General features: G+C 64.5%; 14 protein-coding genes. 2 read left to right on the plus strand and 12 right to left on the minus strand.

Annotated elements, in window-relative coordinates:
* Positions 1-406 precede the first annotated feature (406 nt).
* From CDV49_RS10695 to CDV49_RS10720, 6 genes are all read right to left on the minus strand, one after another.
* Positions 407-2,584 (minus strand): polysaccharide biosynthesis tyrosine autokinase, encoded by a 2,178-nt coding sequence (locus CDV49_RS10695; protein ID WP_088215533.1) that lies wholly within the window; start codon positions 2,582-2,584, stop codon positions 407-409.
* Positions 2,581-3,057, minus strand: coding sequence for an arsenate reductase/protein-tyrosine-phosphatase family protein (locus CDV49_RS10700; protein WP_051911323.1), 477 nt, complete (start codon positions 3,055-3,057; stop codon positions 2,581-2,583). The genes CDV49_RS10695 and CDV49_RS10700 overlap by 4 nt, the downstream gene beginning before the upstream one ends.
* 14 nt (positions 3,058-3,071) lie before the next feature.
* Positions 3,072-4,148: a polysaccharide biosynthesis/export family protein gene (locus tag CDV49_RS10705; protein ID WP_035713543.1), complete on the minus strand. Its 1,077-nt coding sequence runs from the start codon at positions 4,146-4,148 to the stop codon at positions 3,072-3,074.
* Positions 4,149-4,431: 283 nt separating this feature from the next.
* Positions 4,432-5,463: a UDP-glucose 4-epimerase GalE gene (galE, locus tag CDV49_RS10710; RefSeq protein ID WP_051911324.1), complete on the minus strand. Its 1,032-nt coding sequence runs from the start codon at positions 5,461-5,463 to the stop codon at positions 4,432-4,434.
* A 70-nt stretch (positions 5,464-5,533) separates the two neighbouring features.
* Positions 5,534-6,220, minus strand: coding sequence for a rhomboid family intramembrane serine protease (locus CDV49_RS10715; protein WP_242685134.1), 687 nt, complete (start codon positions 6,218-6,220; stop codon positions 5,534-5,536).
* Positions 6,221-6,335: 115 nt separating this feature from the next.
* Positions 6,336-6,887, minus strand: coding sequence for a VPLPA-CTERM sorting domain-containing protein (locus tag CDV49_RS10720; protein ID WP_256947312.1), 552 nt, complete (start codon positions 6,885-6,887; stop codon positions 6,336-6,338).
* Positions 6,888-7,216: 329 nt separating this feature from the next.
* On the opposite strand from CDV49_RS10720, the gene CDV49_RS10725 reads away from it, so the two are divergent.
* Complete coding sequence (locus CDV49_RS10725; protein WP_012112698.1) at positions 7,217-8,572, plus strand: IS1380-like element ISPme1 family transposase; 1,356 nt, start codon at positions 7,217-7,219, stop codon at positions 8,570-8,572.
* A gap of 299 nt (positions 8,573-8,871) precedes the next feature.
* Positions 8,872-9,888 (plus strand): choice-of-anchor A family protein, encoded by a 1,017-nt coding sequence (locus tag CDV49_RS10730; RefSeq protein ID WP_088234134.1) that lies wholly within the window; start codon positions 8,872-8,874, stop codon positions 9,886-9,888.
* Between the two features lie 192 nt (positions 9,889-10,080).
* On the opposite strand, the gene CDV49_RS10735 is transcribed toward CDV49_RS10730, so the two are convergent.
* From CDV49_RS10735 to CDV49_RS10760, 6 genes are all read right to left on the minus strand, one after another.
* On the minus strand, positions 10,081-10,404 hold the full coding sequence (locus tag CDV49_RS10735; protein WP_256947313.1) for an isochorismatase family protein: 324 nt from the start codon (positions 10,402-10,404) through the stop codon (positions 10,081-10,083).
* A 280-nt stretch (positions 10,405-10,684) separates the two neighbouring features.
* Positions 10,685-12,289: a VPLPA-CTERM-specific exosortase XrtD gene (xrtD, locus tag CDV49_RS10740; RefSeq protein WP_088215538.1), complete on the minus strand. Its 1,605-nt coding sequence runs from the start codon at positions 12,287-12,289 to the stop codon at positions 10,685-10,687.
* A gap of 194 nt (positions 12,290-12,483) precedes the next feature.
* The gene (locus tag CDV49_RS10745; RefSeq protein WP_088215539.1) at positions 12,484-13,965 is read right to left on the minus strand and encodes a hypothetical protein; all 1,482 of its coding nucleotides are present in this window, start codon (positions 13,963-13,965) and stop codon (positions 12,484-12,486) included.
* Positions 13,966-13,969: 4 nt separating this feature from the next.
* Positions 13,970-14,623, minus strand: coding sequence for a polysaccharide biosynthesis/export family protein (locus CDV49_RS10750; RefSeq protein WP_084684221.1), 654 nt, complete (start codon positions 14,621-14,623; stop codon positions 13,970-13,972).
* Between the two features lie 217 nt (positions 14,624-14,840).
* Positions 14,841-17,336, minus strand: a complete 2,496-nt coding sequence (locus tag CDV49_RS10755; protein ID WP_088215540.1) for a tetratricopeptide repeat protein — start codon at positions 17,334-17,336, stop codon at positions 14,841-14,843.
* A 42-nt stretch (positions 17,337-17,378) separates the two neighbouring features.
* A complete protein-coding gene (locus CDV49_RS10760; RefSeq protein ID WP_035713553.1) occupies positions 17,379-18,065 on the minus strand; it encodes a sugar transferase in 687 nt (228 codons plus the stop codon).
* Positions 18,066-18,254: the final 189 nt, after the last annotated feature.

Here is an 18,254-nt window from a genome sequence, read left to right on the forward strand (position 1 = left end):
GTGATATCCCGCCACATTGGAAATACTGCCCGCTGCACCGGGCCGCGACAGCCCGGAAAGAAGGCCTCCGAGGAGGCTGGATCGTGGAGGACTGCCCCCAGGGCTGTCCCAAGTCTGACAGGTGCCCTGAAGGAAGGGGAGGAACGACCGCCCTTTTCATCCGGCGCCGGCTCATCCCTCCGGACCGTCTACCCGGAGGCATTCATGGAGGCCCTGCCGGTGTAAAGTCTCATTCGATTGTCCTGCACGGCTCACGAACTACGCCCATCATTATCGCTCATGATTGGCAAACGGCAACGGTCGCCGACCCATGTTTATCGTTTTGCGGCCCAGGCACATCAGACCATGTTGCTCCTGTGCCGCCATCGGCGATCTTTTGCCTTTCATTTTCCGGGCGAAAGGGAGGTTACTCCTCCTTCGCCTTGTATTCATAGCGATAGGAATAGCTCTGCGCCGATTTGGCCTTGCGGTGGTCATAGGCATTGAAAACCGCGCCCTTGAAGCCGGTGCCTGCCGCCTCCATCGCGGTCTGAGCCGCACGGATCTCGCCCTCCGGCGTCTCGTCGAAGCGGGCGACGAGCAGGCTCGCCCCCGCTGCCTTGGCGATGATGACCGGATCGGTGACCGCCAGAACCGGGGGGCAGTCGAAGATCGACAGATCGAACCGCTGGTCCAGCTCGCGGATGAGCGCCGGGAGCGTCGGGCGGAGCAGCAATTCCGCCGGGTTCGGGGGGAACTTGCCTGCAGGCAGGAAAACCAGCCCCTGCACCCCGGTTGGCACCAGCACATCCTCAAGCCGCGCCTGTCCGGTCAGGATATCGGCAAAGCCCGGTGCATCGCGGGGCACGTCGAACATCCGCCGCAGGCGCCCGCGCCGCATGTCCGCGTCGATCAGGCAGACCGACTGTCCCGCCTGGGCGGAGACGACGGCGAAGTTGGCCGACAGGAAGCTCTTGCCCGCACCCGGCGCGGTGGAGGTGATGGCCAGCGTGCGGGAGGGGGCGTCCAGCATCCCGAAATGCAGCCCCGTGCGGAGCGAACGCAGCCCCTCCACGGCAAGGTCGGTGGGCTTGGTTGCCGCCAGCAGCGGAACGCGCCCGCCACGCCCGCCTTCCGGCCTTTCGGCATCCGGGCTCTTGTTGATGGTGGCAAAGACCGTGAGACCCATGTCCTCCAGGTCGGAAGCGCTCTGGATACCCTTCCGCAGCCAGTTCCGCAGCAGCACATAGCCCGCCCCCAGCATACCGCCCAGCAACAGGGCAAGAGCGAGAACGCGCGCCTTGCGGGGCGCCACGGGACGGATCTGGGTCTCTGCCGGATCGACGATCCGCACATTGCCGACGGTGGAGGCGCGCATGACATCCACTTCCTGCGCGCGGGTCAGCAGCTCGGTATAGATCTCCTGCGCCATTTCCACGTCATGGGTGTAGTTCAGGATCTCCCGCTGCGTGTCGGGCAGGGTGCCGATCTCCCCCCGCAGCTTGTTGAGCTGATCCTCCAGCCGCTCCCGCTGCGCCAGAAGCTGGCGGTAGCGCGGGTGGTTCTTGGTATAGAGATCGGCGACCTCGTCCTCCTGCGAGCGGAGTTCACGAAGTTCGGTCTCCAGCGTGCCGATCTGGGTCAGCAGGTTCTGTGTCTCGAACTGGATATCGACGGAACGCTGCGACTCGCGATAGGTGTTCAGCCGGTCCTGTGCATCCAGCATGTCCTGCCGGGCCTTGGGGATCTGCTGCTGGATGAAGCCAAGGCTGTTTTCTGCCTGCGCGGCAGAGCGCTCCACGTTCTGGCGGACATAGGCCTGCGCGATGGCGGCCAGCGTGCGCTGCGCCTCCACCCGGTCGCGGGAGGTGAAGGACAACTCCAGGATGCCGGAATCGCGGGTCTTTTCGGCAACCGACAGGGACCGGCGAAGCCCTTCGATGACATCCTGCGTCTCGCGGTGGGCGATCTCGAACTGCCGTCCCGGCTGGCCTTCCAATTCCCCCACGCGGAGGGCGAAGCCGATATCGGTATCCTGCAGGACTTCCCCCACGCGGCCCTCGAACAGGCGGCCGTCGGGGGTGGTCACGCGGAAGGTATCCCCGTCGCCCTTGGTGAGGGTGAAGGTTTCTCCCGTCCAGTGCGGCGGCACGGCGAGCAGATCGAGGCGGATCCGCTCCCCCCCCTGGGCATAGGGCCGCAGAAAGCTCATTCCCTTGAAGGGCAGCGCGCGGGACCGCAGCGCATAGCCGATCACCGGGAACTGCCGGGGCCGGGCTGTCCATTCCAGATGCACATCCGCCACCGCCTGGTTCAGCACCAGACGCGACATGATCAGTTCCCGTTCGGTCGTGGCCTGGGTCTGACCACCGCCCATCAGATCGGAAAGCCCCGAGGGCACGGCGAGGTTGCCGGTCTTCGGTTCCAGCTGGATCAGCGCATCCGCCTCATAGGTGGGGGCGGTGAGGAAGATGTAGAGAACCCCCGCGAGCAACCCGGCCGCGGTAAATCCAGCGACCTTGCCCTTGGCGGCCCAGAGCTCCTCGGCCAGCGCGGCGAGATCGACTTCCTTCGCTTCCGCCTCGCGCGGGGGCTTCGGGCTCATGCCCCGGCTCCGGAACCTGAACCTGGGCGGGAACTAGGCCGGGGGCCGAGCCGGGCGATCCAGCCCTGCGCCGCCGCCGCGATTTCCCCATGCACGGCCTCGTGGAATTCCCGCGACCGCTGATAAGGGTCGGCGATCCCCTTGGCGCCGGTCCATTGATCGAACAGCATCACGCGGCCCGACAGCGCGGGGGCCAGGCGGGTGATCTCCGCCTTGTGCCCCGGCTCCATGACCAGGATCAGATCCTGCGTGCCGCCCAGTTCGGCGGTGAACTGCCGCGCCACATGGCCTTCGAGCGAGATGCCATGCTCCGCTGCCACCTCCGCGGCCAGCGGATCCGCGGCATGGCCGACCAGCGCCCCGATCCCCGCCGAAGTCACTCTGACCCCCGGCAGACCCGCCTGCAGCACGCGCTCTCCCAGCGGGGAACGGCAGATATTGCCGACGCAGACGACCATCACATTCGAAATCATGGGCTCTTCCAGGATCAGTTCAGCGCATTGTCGGTCGCCGCGACCACATTCGTCGCCTGCACCGTGGGCAGCAGTTTGGAGATCGTGTCGTTCCAGCGTTGCAGCGGGTTGCGCGTGACATAGACGACATCGCCCGGCTCCAGCACGAAGCGCGTGCCGAGCAGCAGCCCGGTGGGGGAACTCGTCTCGAGCTGGAAGACGGTCATGCGCCCCCGCACGTTGCGGAAGACAAAGACGCCGCGCGCATCGGACCGGGTGGAGCGCACACCCTTCTGCAGGGCCAGCGCCTGGGTGAGAGAGACGGTGTCGAGCGACAGGTCGACCGGCCCCGCCTCCGATATCTCGCCCATCAGATAGGCCTCCTGCGCGCGTTTGCGCAGCACGGAGACCACATCCCCCGACCGGAGCATCGGGTTGTTGGCGGCCATTCCGGCGGAGAGATAGCCCTCCACATCCACGTCGTAGAACTGGCTGCCACGCTGGACGCGGACGCGGCGCATGTCGGCATTCTCGGTGAAACCGCCCGCCTCGCTGATCGCTTCCAGCAGCGTGCGGGGACTGGTCGTCATCTCCAGCCGCTGCGGCATCTTCACCTCGCCCGAGACGACGACGCTCTGGGAGTTGAAGGCGGCGACACGCACCTCGAGCTGCGGCTCCGGGACGTATTCGGCCAGCCGCCGCGTCACCTCCTCGCGGATCTGCTCGAGCGGGCGGCCCTCGGCCCGGACCTGGCCGATGAAGGGGTAGAAGAAACTGCCGTCCGCCTGCACGCGGAAACCGGAATCCTCCGCCGCCCGCTGCGGCCCGGCAGGGAGCGTCAGCTCCGGATGATCGAAGACGATGATGTCAAGAATGTCGCCCGGCCCGACGAGATAGTTCCAGCGCCCGCCCCGCGGCATGCTGGTGGCGACATGGCCCTTGGTGGGCTGAGCGAAGCTTGCGATATTATCTGGGGTCAGACGGATGATATCGACATTCTCCTCCTGCGCCGCACGCTCCTGGCCGCTTTCATCGACGGGGAAATAGACGAAACCATCCGTGCAGGCAGTCAGGATCAGCGGGAGGCAGAAGAAGATGGCATGCTGGCGCATGTCGTTCCTTTTATTGTTCCGAATCCCGCGGGTGTCCCGCCCCTCGGGAGGTGAATATACACGTCATCCCGCCAAGAAAACCCGCGCCGGCACAGCCAATCGCGATTGTGACATCCCCTGCCCGCACTTCGGCGGAGCTCTGCTGGCAGGAGAGGCGGCTTGGCGGCATGGAACCGGGTGCACCGACCGGACGGGAGGGGCCATGCCCCGTGGCGGGGCCGGTCGCTCTTTCGCCGTCTCCGGGCAGGGTCGTGCCGGAGGGGCGCAGGATCACGCGCCCGGCTCAGGCATTCTCCAGCGCCGGGCCACCCGCCACCGTCCTGTCCCAGCCCACGGTGCGATAGGACCGCCAGGCATCCTCGATCATGGTGCCGAGGTCGGAGCGGGCCGGGGTCCAGCCCAGTTCGCGCCCCGCCTTCTCGCTGCCGCAGACCAGCGCCACGGCATCGCCCGCGCGCCGCTCCCCCAGGACCACCGGCACCTCGCGATTGGTGATGCGGCGGGCCTCCTCGATCACCTCGCGGACGGAGAAACCGCTGCCGGAGCCGAGGCAGAAGACCTCCACCCCGCCATCCGCCACCCGTCCCGCTTCCAGCGCCTTCACGCCGAGCACATGGGCATCCACCAGGTCCGAGACATGCACATAGTCGCGGATGCAGGTGCCGTCCCGCGTCGGGTAATCGGTGCCGAAGACGGTGAGCGCCGGGCGCCTGCCGGAGATCGCCTCAAGGATCAGCGGGATCAGATGCGTCTCGGGGTCGTGGAACTCGCCCACCTCCGCCTCCGGATCGGCCCCCGCCACGTTGAAGTAGCGGAAGATCACCGAGCGCAGTCCGTAGGCCGCGCCGAAGTCGCGCAACATGTCCTCGATCGCGCGCTTGGAGGCGCCATAGGCGTTGATCGGTGCCTGCGGGGTCTCCTCCGTCAGTACCACGCCGTCCTGATCGCCATAGGTCGCGCAGGTGGAGGAGAACACCACGTCGAGGCAGCCCGCCGCCACTGCCGCCTCCAGCAGGGTGAGGGAGGCAGCGACATTGCCGCGCCAGTATTTCCCCGGCTCCCGCATCGCCTCTCCCACCTGGGAGAGGGCGGCGAAATGCATCACCGCGACCGGCCTCCACCTGGCAAAGACCTCATCCAGCCGCGCCCTGTCGGCGAGGTCGCCCTGCTCGAACGGGCCAAAGCGCACCGCCTGCTGCCAGCCGGTAACCAGGCTATCGTAGGTGACGGGCACATAGCCGGCGCGCTGTAATGCCTTGCAGGCATGGGAGCCGATATACCCTGCTCCGCCAGTGACCAATACATGTTTCGTCAAAGATATCTCTCCGAAGTCGTCATGGCAGCCTGCCAGCAGAGCCGGAACATGACAAGTCGCTGCAATGCAGCTATCGCCCATCCCTCACCAGCCACAGGCCCATGAGCCAGCCGACGACGAAACCACCCAGATGGGTTTCCCAGGCCAGCATCCCGCTCATCGCCCACCAGAGGACCAGGTTCAGCCCGGCAAGCCACAGAAGGGACCGGATCACCGGCCTGAGGCTCTCCCCCCGTGCCCGCAGATATTGCCAGCTCAGCGCCATGACCGCGCCCGCCAGCCCGAACAGCGCCCCCGACGCCCCCACCATCGGCTGCGGGGACTGGGACAGCAGCGCAAAGCCCAGACCGCCACCGATCATCGAGGCCATGTAGAGCAGCAGGAATCGTCCCTGCCCCATCCGCTCCACCAGCGGCGGCGCGAGAGAGAACAGGGTGAGCATGTTCACCCCGAAATGGATCACCCCCCCGTGCAGGAAGCCGTAGGTCAGGAACATGAGCCAGGGTTGCGCGGCATAGTTGGGCCGCCAGTTGCCCAGAAGCCCCGTCCAGAAGCCGCCATGCTGCCAGGCCCAGAGCCGCCAGCCGGGATCGCCCCAAAGCCCGTAATCAGCTCCGGAGAGAATGAGTTCCGGGATCAGGCAGGCCACGAACAGCACGAGCACCACCGGCATGGCGCGCATTCGGTCTGTCAGAATGCCCTCCCGCCGCGGGAAGCGGGGACGCTGACGGGCGGGAAGGGGTTTGTCGGGCCGCATGATGCCTGAGAGGTGATCCAGCAACGCCCAGGATGCAAGGGAAACCTTGGAAGCAGCCCGGAAAGCAAAACGCCGGCGCAATCGCACCGGCGTTCCGAAAATCGTTTCTTGAGGCTCAGGCCGCTTTGCGGCGCTTCATGGCGCCCAGGCCGGCCAGACCACCGATCAGCAGCAGGCCCGCCGCCGGAAGCGGAACCGCGGCGACATATTCTTCGAAGCCGATGGCGTCGATGTCATAGCCGTCACGGCCATGGCCGGCGATCACCGGGCTGGTGTCCTCCACCTTGAGGAAGAGGAACGGCGTCGCCGAATAGAGCGAGCTGACCTGGTTGGAGTATTCCCCCAGAGTGGTCCAGGATTTTCCGTCGAGGCTGACCGAGAAGATCGCGCTCTCGATATAGGTTTCCCGCGGGAGGTTGGTGACTTCGAACACCTTCCCAGCGCCGCTCACCAGGCTCGAGAAGCCGAGCACGATGCTGCCACCGAAGCCGAGGGAGTAGAAGCTCCCATCCTCGGCACCCGTTGCTGCGATCGGGTTGCTGCGCACCGGCGCAACATAGCCCTTCTGTTTAGCCGAAACCACGCTGCTTGCATAAATGACAGCTGCATTTGCCGAGGCAGCGGAGGCCGCGGCGATGAGGGCAGCCGTAACAACCTTCTTCAACATGTTTCTCTCCATAATTCTGCCAATCGGCTCAGGGGCCGGAGCCGAGTTCATCACGCTTATGTCAATTATTAACATGTTGCGATGCGGCGTGACAGCGGTTTTTTTAATATTTCCTAGTTTATTAATAAAACTCAGCCGCTTGCGCTTAAGAGAGCGCCTTTGTCCCCGATATGGCACAAAAGATCGGAATTTCTTGAACTTGTTCGCTGGAATAGCCCGATGTGCTCGCCGTAAACCCACATTCTCCAAGTAAGTCGCTGATTTCGCTGTCGTAATCGTGATATTTCGCATATAAATCATGGCGTTGACGGCTGCGAGGGGCGCGTTTCATGGATCACCTGGAGGGTGCGGGCTTGGCGCGGGGAGATCGGGTTGATTTCGACCGCCGTGTGCGTCTGGAGTTCCGTGGTGCGCAGATCAGTTCAGACGGTGGCCTGCTGGTGATGCGCGAGCTTGATGACGTGCTCGGCCTGTCCAATCTGGCGTCGGAGGCGCTGCGAGACAGCCGCACCGGGAAGAACACGCTCCATCGGCTTGACGGATTGTTCCGGCAATCGGTGTTCGGACGACTGGCCGGATACGAGGATGTGAACGATGCCGACCGCTTGGCCCTCGATCCCGTGATGCGTCAGGTCGTTGGCGGCAGGGCCGTCGAGGCGCAAGCTGCTTCGGCATCGCAGATGGGACGGTTCGAGACCGAGACGCTGGCTCTGGCCGCGAACCGGGCGGCGCTGGCCGATCTGAACGGCCAATGGATCGACCGGTTTCATGACCGCAACGGGTTGAAATACATCGTGCTGGACATGGACAGCTCGGTCAGCCCCACCCACGGCGATCAGGAAGGTGCTGCCTGGAACGGGCATTTCGACTGCACCTGCTATCACCCCATCTTCTTGTTCAACCAGTTTGGCATGCTGGAGCGCTGCGCCCTGCGTAACGGCAATGTCCACAGCGCCGATGGCTGGCGGGATGTCCTTGATCCCGTCATTGCCCGATATGCTGGCCGCGACCTTGGTGGACGCTTCTTCCGGGCCGACGCTGCCTACGCGATCCCCGCGATCTATATGCGGCTGGAAGAAGCCAGGTTCTTCTACGCCATCCGTCTGCCCGCCAACGCCGTCTTGCGCGAGAAGATCGCGCATCGGCTGACACGGCCCGTGGGACGGCCTTCGCTGACCAAGGTCAAACGGTTCTTCGAGGACTTCGAGTATCAGGCGGCGTCCTGGGACAAGCCGCGCCGCGTCATCGCCAAGATCGAATGGCATCCGGGCGAGCTGTTCCCCAAAGTCGGCTTCATCGTCACCAACCTGCCGATGGAGCCAGACTGGGTGGTGAGGTTCTACAACCAGCGCGGCACCGCAGAGCAGCACATCAAGGAAGGCAAATATGCCTTTCGCTGGACGCGGCTGTCATGCCGGAAGTTCCGGCACAACGAGGTGCGGCTGCAACTGCACGCGCTGGCCTACAACCTGGCAACCTTCCTGCGCTGCATCGAACTGCCCGAGGCCATGGCGGACTGGTCGTTGACCAGCCTGCAACTCAAGCTGATCAAGATCGGCGCCCGCGTCGTCCGCCACGCCCGCGCCATTACCTTCCAGTTGGCCGAGGTCGCCGTCACCGGCCCGATGGTGCGGGCCGTCCTTGCCGCCATCCGCCGTCTTCGAACGCCTCCGTCATGCGCATGACCACGATCCATGCCCAAGCTGAACGAAAGCGGCAGGACAGGTCCGTCTGCCGCGCGGAAAAGCGGCTCTGCCGGGCCAGAATGCTGCGGGTTCGAGGCTTGATCCACCCGACTTCGGCCGTTTGCGCGACGACAGACACCGCTCGGGGCGAAAAACGCTTGCCCAGCGAGCAAAATCAGGCGATCTTGAAGTCAAGCGGCAGGCCACTTGGGGAATGTCGCTTAAATCCTTCCCGCCCGATTGCATTTTCCTTTGGAAAGGAGAATGTGCCCCCCCACCACTGTTCAGGAATTCGTCTCATGTTTCACTTCACTGCCAGAACCGGCGCGGCCTTCATCGCGGGCGCCGTTGCGCTCGCTTCCCCAGCAGGTGCCGCCACCTACACCTCCGAGCAGCTTCTGCGTCACTTCAACCTGATCACCTTCGGCGACGCGCGGACCAATCAGGACGTCGAGGGCCGCCTCTATGTCGGCGGCGATCTGATCAGCGGCGGGATGCAGGTCAACATCGCCCCCACGCCCTCGGTGCTGCCTTTCGATGACGCGGTCATCGTCGGCAATGTCACCGGCGCGCAGGTCAACGCCAACAACAAGGCCGATATCACCGTCGGCGGCAATGTCGCCAACACGACGCTGGAGCTGAATGGCGGCGGCACCGCGCGCATCGGCGGCACCCTCAGCGCCAATGCCAACCAGGGCGTGAAGCTGACCCAGCAGGCGACGCTCGACCCGGATTTCGCCGACCGCTTCCCCCTGGGCGTGGAGGCCGAATTCAAGGCCACCTCCGCCTCCCTCGCCTCGCTCGCCGGCGTCGGCGCGACGGCGATCGGCAACCAGCTCGTCTTCGCCGCGACGCCGAACAGCGACGGGCTGACGGTCTATGACATCGACTTTTCGGTGTTTTCCAGCGTGGGCGAGCTGAAATTCGACCTTTCGGGCGCGAATTCGGTCATCGTCAACGTCTCCGGCCTCGGCGGCACGTTCAGCGACAACTTCGTCGGCGGCGACACGCCCTTCGCGGAGCTTGCCTCGAAGGTGGTGTGGAACTTCCATGAGGCGACCGCCCTGCACTTCGACACCGCGATCTGGGGAACGGTGCTCGCGCCCTTCGCGCATGTCACCAACGCCACCCCGATCGAGGGCACGCTGGTCGCGAACACCGTCGATCTGAAGGGCGAGATGCATGTCCGCCCGTGGCAGGGTGTCCTGCCGAACGGTGAAACCCCGGCCGCCGTTCCGGTTCCCGCGGCGCTTCCGCTGCTCGGCGCGGGGCTGGGGGCGCTGGCCTTCCTGCGCCGCCGCCGCGCCCGGGCCTGAGCGACACCCGACCCGCATGCAAAGGCGCCCGGGCCATCCGCCCGGGCGCCTTTTCGTCATCCGGCCCCTGCCGGCCGCGCCGCCGGTCCGATGCGGCCGCGCGTCGAAGCGCGCGGGGCGTTTGCCGGTCCCGGGGCGTTCGCGACAGATCGAACGCGCCGGGACCGGCAGGCCTGCGCAACGGCCACCGGGCTATGAGTTCAGGACAGCGGCCGTATCGGTGACATTTGCGAAGTCGGCCGCCAGATGGGCCATCGTCACGTCGAAGATGGCCCGCGCGGAAAGCCCCGCACCCGGCAGGCCGAAACCGATCACGGCATCCTCGACGACCGTCATGTCGAAGCCCAGGTCGGCCCCGGCACGAACCGTCGAATTGATGCAGAACCCCGCGACGGCGCCCGTCACCACCAGCTCCGTGATCCCGTTCGCATGCAGGTGGGCGGCCAGTTCGGTGGATGCGAAAATAAAACTCAGCCGCTTGCGCTTAAGAGAGCGCCTTTGTCCCCGATATGGCACAAAAGATCGGAATTTCTTGAACTTGTTCGCTGGAATAGCCCGATGTGCTCGCCGTAAAGGTGTTATTTTTAATAACTTTTATCCTGAGGCGCGAAATGAGGGAGGTAATCATCTTCGTCTTAAGATTGAAAATTCTCTTTTATCCACCTGCTTGCAGGCGAACTGTTGAATACTTTCGTTTTGGAAAGTTGTGTCCGAACAAGGGGGATTCGCCGCGCCCGACATGCTGCAACGCAGAAAACCCGGCCGGAGCCGGGTTGTTCAGTTTGCCTTCAGCAAGTCAGAACGGAATGTAGCGGGGCAGGACGTTCAGGCTTTTCGCCATCAGCCGCTGAATGCGGGCATCGGCGTCGGCCTCGCTCTCGTTCGTGCCGATCGGGGTGACATAGCGCACCAGCGCCCCGTCCGTACGGCCGCGGGTCAGGCTGTCCCAGACGACGCTGGCCTTGGCGAGATAATCGTTGGTCATCCGCTTGCCGCGCTGCTCGAACCAGTAATAGACGAGCTGTTTGGACAACCCTTTCTGGATTACCGCCCGGTTCACGGTGAAGGTACCGTAGGGCGTTCCCGGGAAACTCACCTCGTGCGGCTGGAAGGTGAAGATCTCCCAGCCCCCGACCGGGAGACAGACTTCCGGCGAGTGGATGCCGGCGCCTTCCGTCTGCTTCTCGTAATAGGCCGAGAAGAAATGCACATAGTCCTTCTCGCCCGGTGCGGTATAGGCGGCGTTCATGTAATCGGTCGCGGCCAGCACCCGCTCGATCTCCGGGTCGAGACCGGAGGCCGCGCCCGACCATTCCCCGAACTGCCGGGGGAAGAGCGCGAAGGGCTCCCGGTCCATCTGCTGGGCCTGCGGCCCGCCATGCAGCGCCCAGCCCGCCGACAGGGCAAGCGTCAGCAGTGCCCCCGCCGCCAGCGCCTTCGAGGGGCGGATCGACAGGATGCGCCCCATGAGCGGCGCCATGCCGCGGGTGTCGAGGTCGATCGCCTCCGCCAGCGGCAGCGGGTTCCGCGTCAGCCGTTGCAGGCCCATCGCCATCAGGAACAGGATGCCGATACAGGCGATGAAGATCACCCAGCCTTCGAAGAAGTGCAGGAACCCTTCGGCATGCTCGATACCATAGGAGTTCACCAGCACCCCGATCACCCCGATGCGGAAGGAGTTCATCAGCACGGTGAGCGGCACGGCCGACAGCATCAGCACAGCCTTGTGCCAGAAGGGACCGCGATAGAGGATGGCGAAGAGGTAGGTGAAGCTCAGGATCGGGAACAGGTAGCGCAGGCCCGAACAGGCTTCCGCCACCTGCAGCTTGTAGACCCCGAGGTCGATCACATTGCCTTCGAGATAGACCGGCACACCGGCAAGGCGCACGAACCACACGCCGATCTCCGACGAGATCCCTTGCAGGAAGATCGTCAGGTGCCAGTAGAGGAACTGCGGCAGCGGCAGCATGAAGATCAGGTGCAGGACAGGAAGCTGATGATGCTTGCCCCGCTCCCAGCCGAAGACGGTGAGGACCACACCACCCACCCAGATGATCATCGCATAGGTGACGATGTCGGGAATGCGGGTGAGGTTGCCGAACAGCGCAACCACGAGGCCCAGCAGGATGACGAGAAGTCCCGGCCAGCGGTCCCGCACCTCGGCCGCGGGCGGCGGCATCTGCCGCAACTCCCGCAGGAAGAGGTAGAGCGAGATCAGCGGAATGAGGGGCCCATGGCTGTATTCCGGCGTGGACCAGGCCTTCGCCAGCGAGACGAAGCCGATCCAGAAGATCGGGATCGACCCGGCCAGAAGCAGAATGAACCACATGAAACCGGGGGCGTTCACCGAGGGAAGCGCAGCCGCCAGGGAGGAGCGGGAATTCTCGTTCGCGGCCGTCATGGAAATCCTCTAGTCAAATGTGGCCGGGGATAGCCCAGGGCGCCCGGCATATTCGCCGGAAGTATGTCCCTGTATAACATAAGGCTGCACATGCGGAAACCGAAGCAAAACCATGACCCGGTCGCGAATGGTACAGAAAATTCACATGGTTGTGAGAGCGCGCCCGGCCCCACGGATCTTTTCAGGTCCTGAGCTCAGGGCCTGAAAAGGAACTGGCGCTGTATGGTCAGGAAGACGGCGTTTTCCTTGGCCGTTCCTGCGGGGCGCTCCAGCTGGGTATATTCGTAACCGCCCGAAAGCTCCCAGTCCCGGGTCAGGTCATGGGAATAGGCCGCGCGGATCTGACTGCGCGTCCGGTCGCCCCCGGAATCCTGGAGGTTGTTGAGATCGGCATAGCTTACGCTCAGCGAAACACCCGAAACCGGGGTCAGCTCATGCGATAGCCGGAGCAGGAAATTGCGCGCCTCCACCTCTTCGTCGTCGCTGTTGGTGCTGACCGATTGCGACAGCCGTGCAGAAAGGCTCCCATTCTCCAGGTCATGATTGTAGGTGATCGACCCGATGGCGGTCGTCTTGCCGCTGTCGCCCCGCGAGGCGCCGAGGCTGAGCGCAAGGCTGCCGCTCGGCAGGTCCATTGCGCGGGACACCTGGAGGGTGGAGCGGCTGCCGGAGGTATTCTGGCTCTGGTCGAAACTGATTCCGACCGTGCCGTTGGTCAGCTCCTGCGTGGCGCCGAGAGTGCCGATGACCCCGGTCGTCCGCTCTGTTCCGCGGTAGCCGGAGAGATCGGTCTTCTCGCTCTCGATCTCCTGATAGCCTATGGAGCCATTGAGCGTGAGCCCGGTACCGACCTCATGGACGGCACCCGTGGAGAGCGAGCGGGTCTGCCGGTCGGTCTGCTCCGTATCGTCGGCGGAATAGTCGCGATACAACCCGTCCAGCGTCAGCCGGGTGGTCGGCGTGATAAGGAAGCCGAAACCTGCCGTCGCCGTATAGGTTTCGTTGTCTTCGAAGCTCGTGTCGCTCGTCTCAAGGAAGTTCCGCTTGTAGGCGCTCAGCCCCGCATTGAAGCTGAGCGGCCCGGACATGCCGGTGCGGAAGCCGACACTGGCGCGGATCATCTCCCGATACCCGTCGCTGGTTGAAAGATCCTGCGCTTCGAGATCGATATTTTCCTGCACGAGCTGGAACGGATCGAAGAAGGCGATGTCGGCGCGGTTGTAATAGGCCGACGATGTCAATTCGCTGTCCGCCCCCGTCAGCGTATAGCCGAAGCGGAGGGTCTGGTTGTCGAAATCGGTCTGGTAGCCGCTGTTCGTCGCATCGCTCGGATAATCGGCCAGACGCAGCACCCCGCTCGCCGCGAGGCTGAGCTTCTGGACATCCGTCTCGCTCAGGTAGCTGAGGCCGAGTGTGTTATCGACATAGGTGGTGGTTCCTGACGGATCATCCGACAGGTCGTAGTTGTCGCTCACATGCAGTGAGGACGAAAAGCTGAACGTCAGCAGCGGGTTCGGCAGATCGCCTTGTGCCTGTGCCGGCGCCTCCACAGGCACAAGGGCCGTTCCGGCGAGAAGAAGAAATGCGAGCGGCAGCCGGCGAAGGCCTGCCGCAGCACGGGACCGCCCGGTCTCCCGGCTGAGGGAAGCGAGGCATGCGGAACGGGCAGGGGTCATCTGCTTACTCGAACAGCCGGCGCTGCGGGACGATGATGACATCGCCTTCGGTGATGGTGGTCATGCCGCTGATCCGGTTCTGGCCACCCCCCACATGGTCGAGGTCGAAGAGATAGACGGCCGCAGCCTTGGTCCGGGGATCCTGACGGTGGAGTTCGATCCGATTCCGCGCGGCAAAGCGGCTGAGCTGACCGGCCTCGGCCAGGAACTGCAGCAGCGTGGTGCCGGACTTGATGTCCTTGCGGCCGGGTTCGTTAACTTCTCCCATCACATATACGGGAAATCCTTCGGCGGCAGCGGCGGCGGACTGCGGCGGCGCGACGCTTCCCACGGTGACATAGACGGTAGGCGTCGCAGCGAAGTTCGGCGAGAGGCCCTGCGTCAGGGCGGAGCGCAGCTGCTCCACCGTCCGGCCGCTGGCGCGCAGCGTTCCGGCCTGCGGGAAGCTGATGCTGCCATCGGGAAGGACGAGCACGGAACGGTTGAGGCTCGGATCGTCGAGCACCTCGACCTGCACCACATCGCCCGGACGCAGGTGATAGCCGCTCTGGGCCGAGGCAGGCGCGGAGAAACCGCCGGCGACGCCGCCCGCCACAAGGGCGACCGCCGCGATACGTGAAAGGGGGGAAACAAAGATCCCGAGCAAGGTTCTGAACATCAGGCGCACCCGTTGGGGAATGGTTACGATCAGGGATAGGAGGTTTGCGGGCAGGTGGAAAGCCGAGCTCCGCAAAAGGCGAGGACTGCGACACTTCTGCCGCGGTTCTGAAGAAAAATCCGCCGGAATAAAAGGCTTGCCCGGCAAAGTTCCGCTGGGCAAGCCCGTCATTCCTTTCCGGTGGCCCTCTACGGGGGCCATCTTCGGCAACGGCTGCTCAGTTGCGCGCCTCGGGTGTCGAGACCACAGGCGCATCCGGCGCGGCAAGGCGGGCAAGCTCCGCCTTTACCCGGTCGGCATAATCGGCAGGAAGCGGAATGGCCCCCTCATCGAGCCGGAGGAGAAGCTGCTTCGCCTCATCCTTCCGCCCCAGCGCGGAATAGGTCATGGCAAGGTGATACTGCACCGTCCCATCCTGCGGCAGGCCTTGGGCGGCAGGTTCCAGATTGCTGAGCGCCTCGTCAAAGTTGCCGCGCCGGTAGGCGATCCAGCCATAGGTGTCCTGGAAGGCAGGCACCGTCGTTCCGCGAAGCCGCCGGGCGACCGTATAGGCCCTGTCGAGGCTTGCGTCGTCACTCCGGTAACCGGCCAGCAGGCTGGCGAGGTTGTTGGCAATGATCGGCGAATTCGAATCGCGCTCGTACATCGCCTCGTAGAGAGTGATCGCCCCGTCGATATCGCCGGATTTCTCCAGAATGCCCGCCTTGATCCAGGAAAGCGTGGGCGCCGTCGGAATGGCGGCAAGACCCGCCTCCAGCACCTTGCCCGCGCCTTCCGTGTCGCCGGTGCTGAGCAGCGCATTGTGCAGCGCGGCCCAGCCCATCTCGAAACCGGGATGCGATTGGGTAAGGGCGCGCATCTCGTCAAGCCCTTCCTTCTGTCCGGCAGAGAGCAGCACGGCGGCATGGAGGTAAAGGGCCGTCGGATTGTCGGGCGTCTTGGCAAGCAGGGCATCGGCCTGGCGGAGGGCCTCCTGCGTGTCGCCGCGCAGCAGGCTGGTGCGAATCAGGGCAAGCTCCACGCCGGGACCACTGTCCCCCTCCGCGGCCAGACCGCGCAGGAAGGCGGCGAGTTCCTGATCCTGGTTCAGCGCGGCGAGCCGGTTCGCCGTGATCTCATTGGCGGAGTTGACCGCCTGATCGGTACCGATCTCCTTCAAGGTGCGCACGACATGATCGGCGCGCGGCCAGTCCTTCATCGCGACATAGACGCGCCCCAGCGCGGAGAGCAGGTCGACGTTGCGCGGCTGAAGCCGGAGCGCGTTGACCAGCGCATCCTCCGCCGGAAGATGCTTGCCGTCCTGCTCGAGGAAGGCGGCATACCGCAGCGATTCGGACGGCGCCCGGCTGGAGGCGACCACCGCCTGGGAGAGCATCTCCCCCATCAGGTCTCGGCTGCCGTCCCGCTCATGCGCGCGGGCCATGAGCGTCATGATCTGCGGATCGCGGGGGGCATATTCGAGGGCGGAGCGGAGCGCGACCAGCGCATCGCCGGTCCTGTCGTCGTCGATCAGCCAGTTGCCCTTGAGTTTAAGCGCATCGACATCGCTGGGCGTGGAGGCGAGCACCTCCTCCACCAGAGCCCGGCCGCCAACCTTGTTGCCGACCTGCGCCATCATCCGCGCGAGCGTCACGCGCGCCTGGTTCAGCACATCCGGTTCGGGCTTGCTGTCGATGATCGACTGCATTTCGGCCATGGCGCCATCGCGGTTTCCGGCGTCGAAATCGATCCCGGCGCGCATGGTGCGGTAGATACCGACCTTCGGCGGGTTGCCGGCGACGATGCGGTCGATCTCCTGCCGTGCGGCGGGCATGCCGCGGGTCTGGGCGATGAAGGACACCAGCCGCTGGCGTGCCGCCGGATCGGCGGAGGCCGGATCGACGCGGCTGCGCAGAAACTCCTCGGCCGCCTCGGGACGTTTCTGGTTGATGAACAGGCCGAGCAGCGAATTCTCGATCTCTGTGTCTTCGGGATTGGCAAGGGCCATCTGGCGCAGCTGCGCCTCAAGATCATCGGTCCGGCCGAGCTGGAAGAGCGCGGCGGCCCGCATCCGCTGAAACTCGAAGGAGTTGGGGTCGTGCTGCAACCCTTCGTCGAGCGAGGCCAGCACGGCCTCCCAGTCCGACTTGCGCACCAGACTGTCGAGCGTCACCCGCCGCGCGACGACAAGCTCGGGATGCTGCCCGACCAGCGCCTGAGCACGCTGCAGCGCCGCCTGTCCGGCAGCCTCGTCCCGGCTCATCAGCGCGGCCCGGTAGTCGATCATTGCGCCGATGCCCTGAACCTCCGGCTCATCGGGCGCCAGACGCAGCGCGACGCGGCCGTAACGGTCCGCATCGTCCCAGTTGCTCGCATCGAGCGCCATCTCCGCCAGCGCCCGGTTGCCTTCCGCATTGTCAGGATATTGTTCGACGAGGCGGAGATACTGGCTGTAGGCCTCCCGCACGCTGCCCTGCTCCCGCAGGAGCCGTGCATAGGTCTGCCTTGCCTCCTGGTGATTTCCGTCGAGAGAGAAGACGTTGCGGAATTCCACCATCGCCCGGCTGACATCGCCCTGCTCCAGCAGGGCAAGCCCGGATTCGTAGTGTTTCTGCGCCTTTTCCTCGGAGGATTCGCAGCCCGCGAGCAGCCCGATACCAGCCGCCAGCGCAATACCGAGGCCGATCCGCCCCCGAAGAACCTTCCTGCCCGTCACATCCTCACCTTCGTCCATGGCGCCCGGACCAATCCCGGACGCATTTTTCCAGAGACGAGGTTAGTATCCCGTCCCCCGCACAACAACAGCCACTGTACGCAGGAGAATTGACAAATCCTTTACGAAAGACAGGGAGTTGTAATAATCGAGATCAAATTTCGCGCGGCCCGCGAAAGAGCCTTCGTTGCGGTCCGACACCTGCCACGACCCGGTAATGCCGGGACGCAGCTCATAATAGGCCTGGCCGGGATAGAGCGCGCGCTGTTCCGGCATCATGGGGCGCGGCCCGATGAGGGACATGTCGCCCTTGAGCACGTTCCAGAGCTGCGGCAGTTCGTCGAGCGAGGTCTTGCGCAGGATGCGGCCCGCAAAGGTGATGCGGGGGTCGGACTTGAGTTTCTGCGTCTCGTCCCATTCGGCGCGGGCGGCCGGGTCGGAGGCGAGATATTCCTCGAGCTTCTCCTTGGCGTTTGGAACCATGGTGCGGATCTTCAGCAGGCTGAAGTGACGCCCGCCGCGGCCCACGCGCTCCTGACGGTAGAAGGGGGAATGCCCGTCCATCATCACGAAGCCCGCCATGATGGCAAGCACGGGAAGGACGAAGGGAAGCGCCAGGACGATGAGGAGGATGTCGATCGTCCGTTTCGCGCCATTCCGGTAAATGCCCGAAGGGGTGGCGAGCGGATTGTCCTGATCGAGGGAGGAAGAAAGGCCTGTCTGCGAAGCGGAATTGAAATGTACAGTCATAAGTCCGTTCCCGTTTCCGAGGCTCCCAGGGGGGAGGAAGAGCCTGCAGCGTGGAGCAACACGATTCTGCCGTGCCAATATATGCGGTGCCGGTGCGTTAACAGAATGCTTACCATTCTTTCTCGCGCCCGCAAAGGGAGTTTGGGCATTAATGTTAATCGTCCACCCCCCAACAACATGAAAATACAG

The organism is Haematobacter genomosp. 1, from assembly GCF_002196855.1.
Lineage (GTDB): Bacteria > Pseudomonadota > Alphaproteobacteria > Rhodobacterales > Rhodobacteraceae > Haematobacter.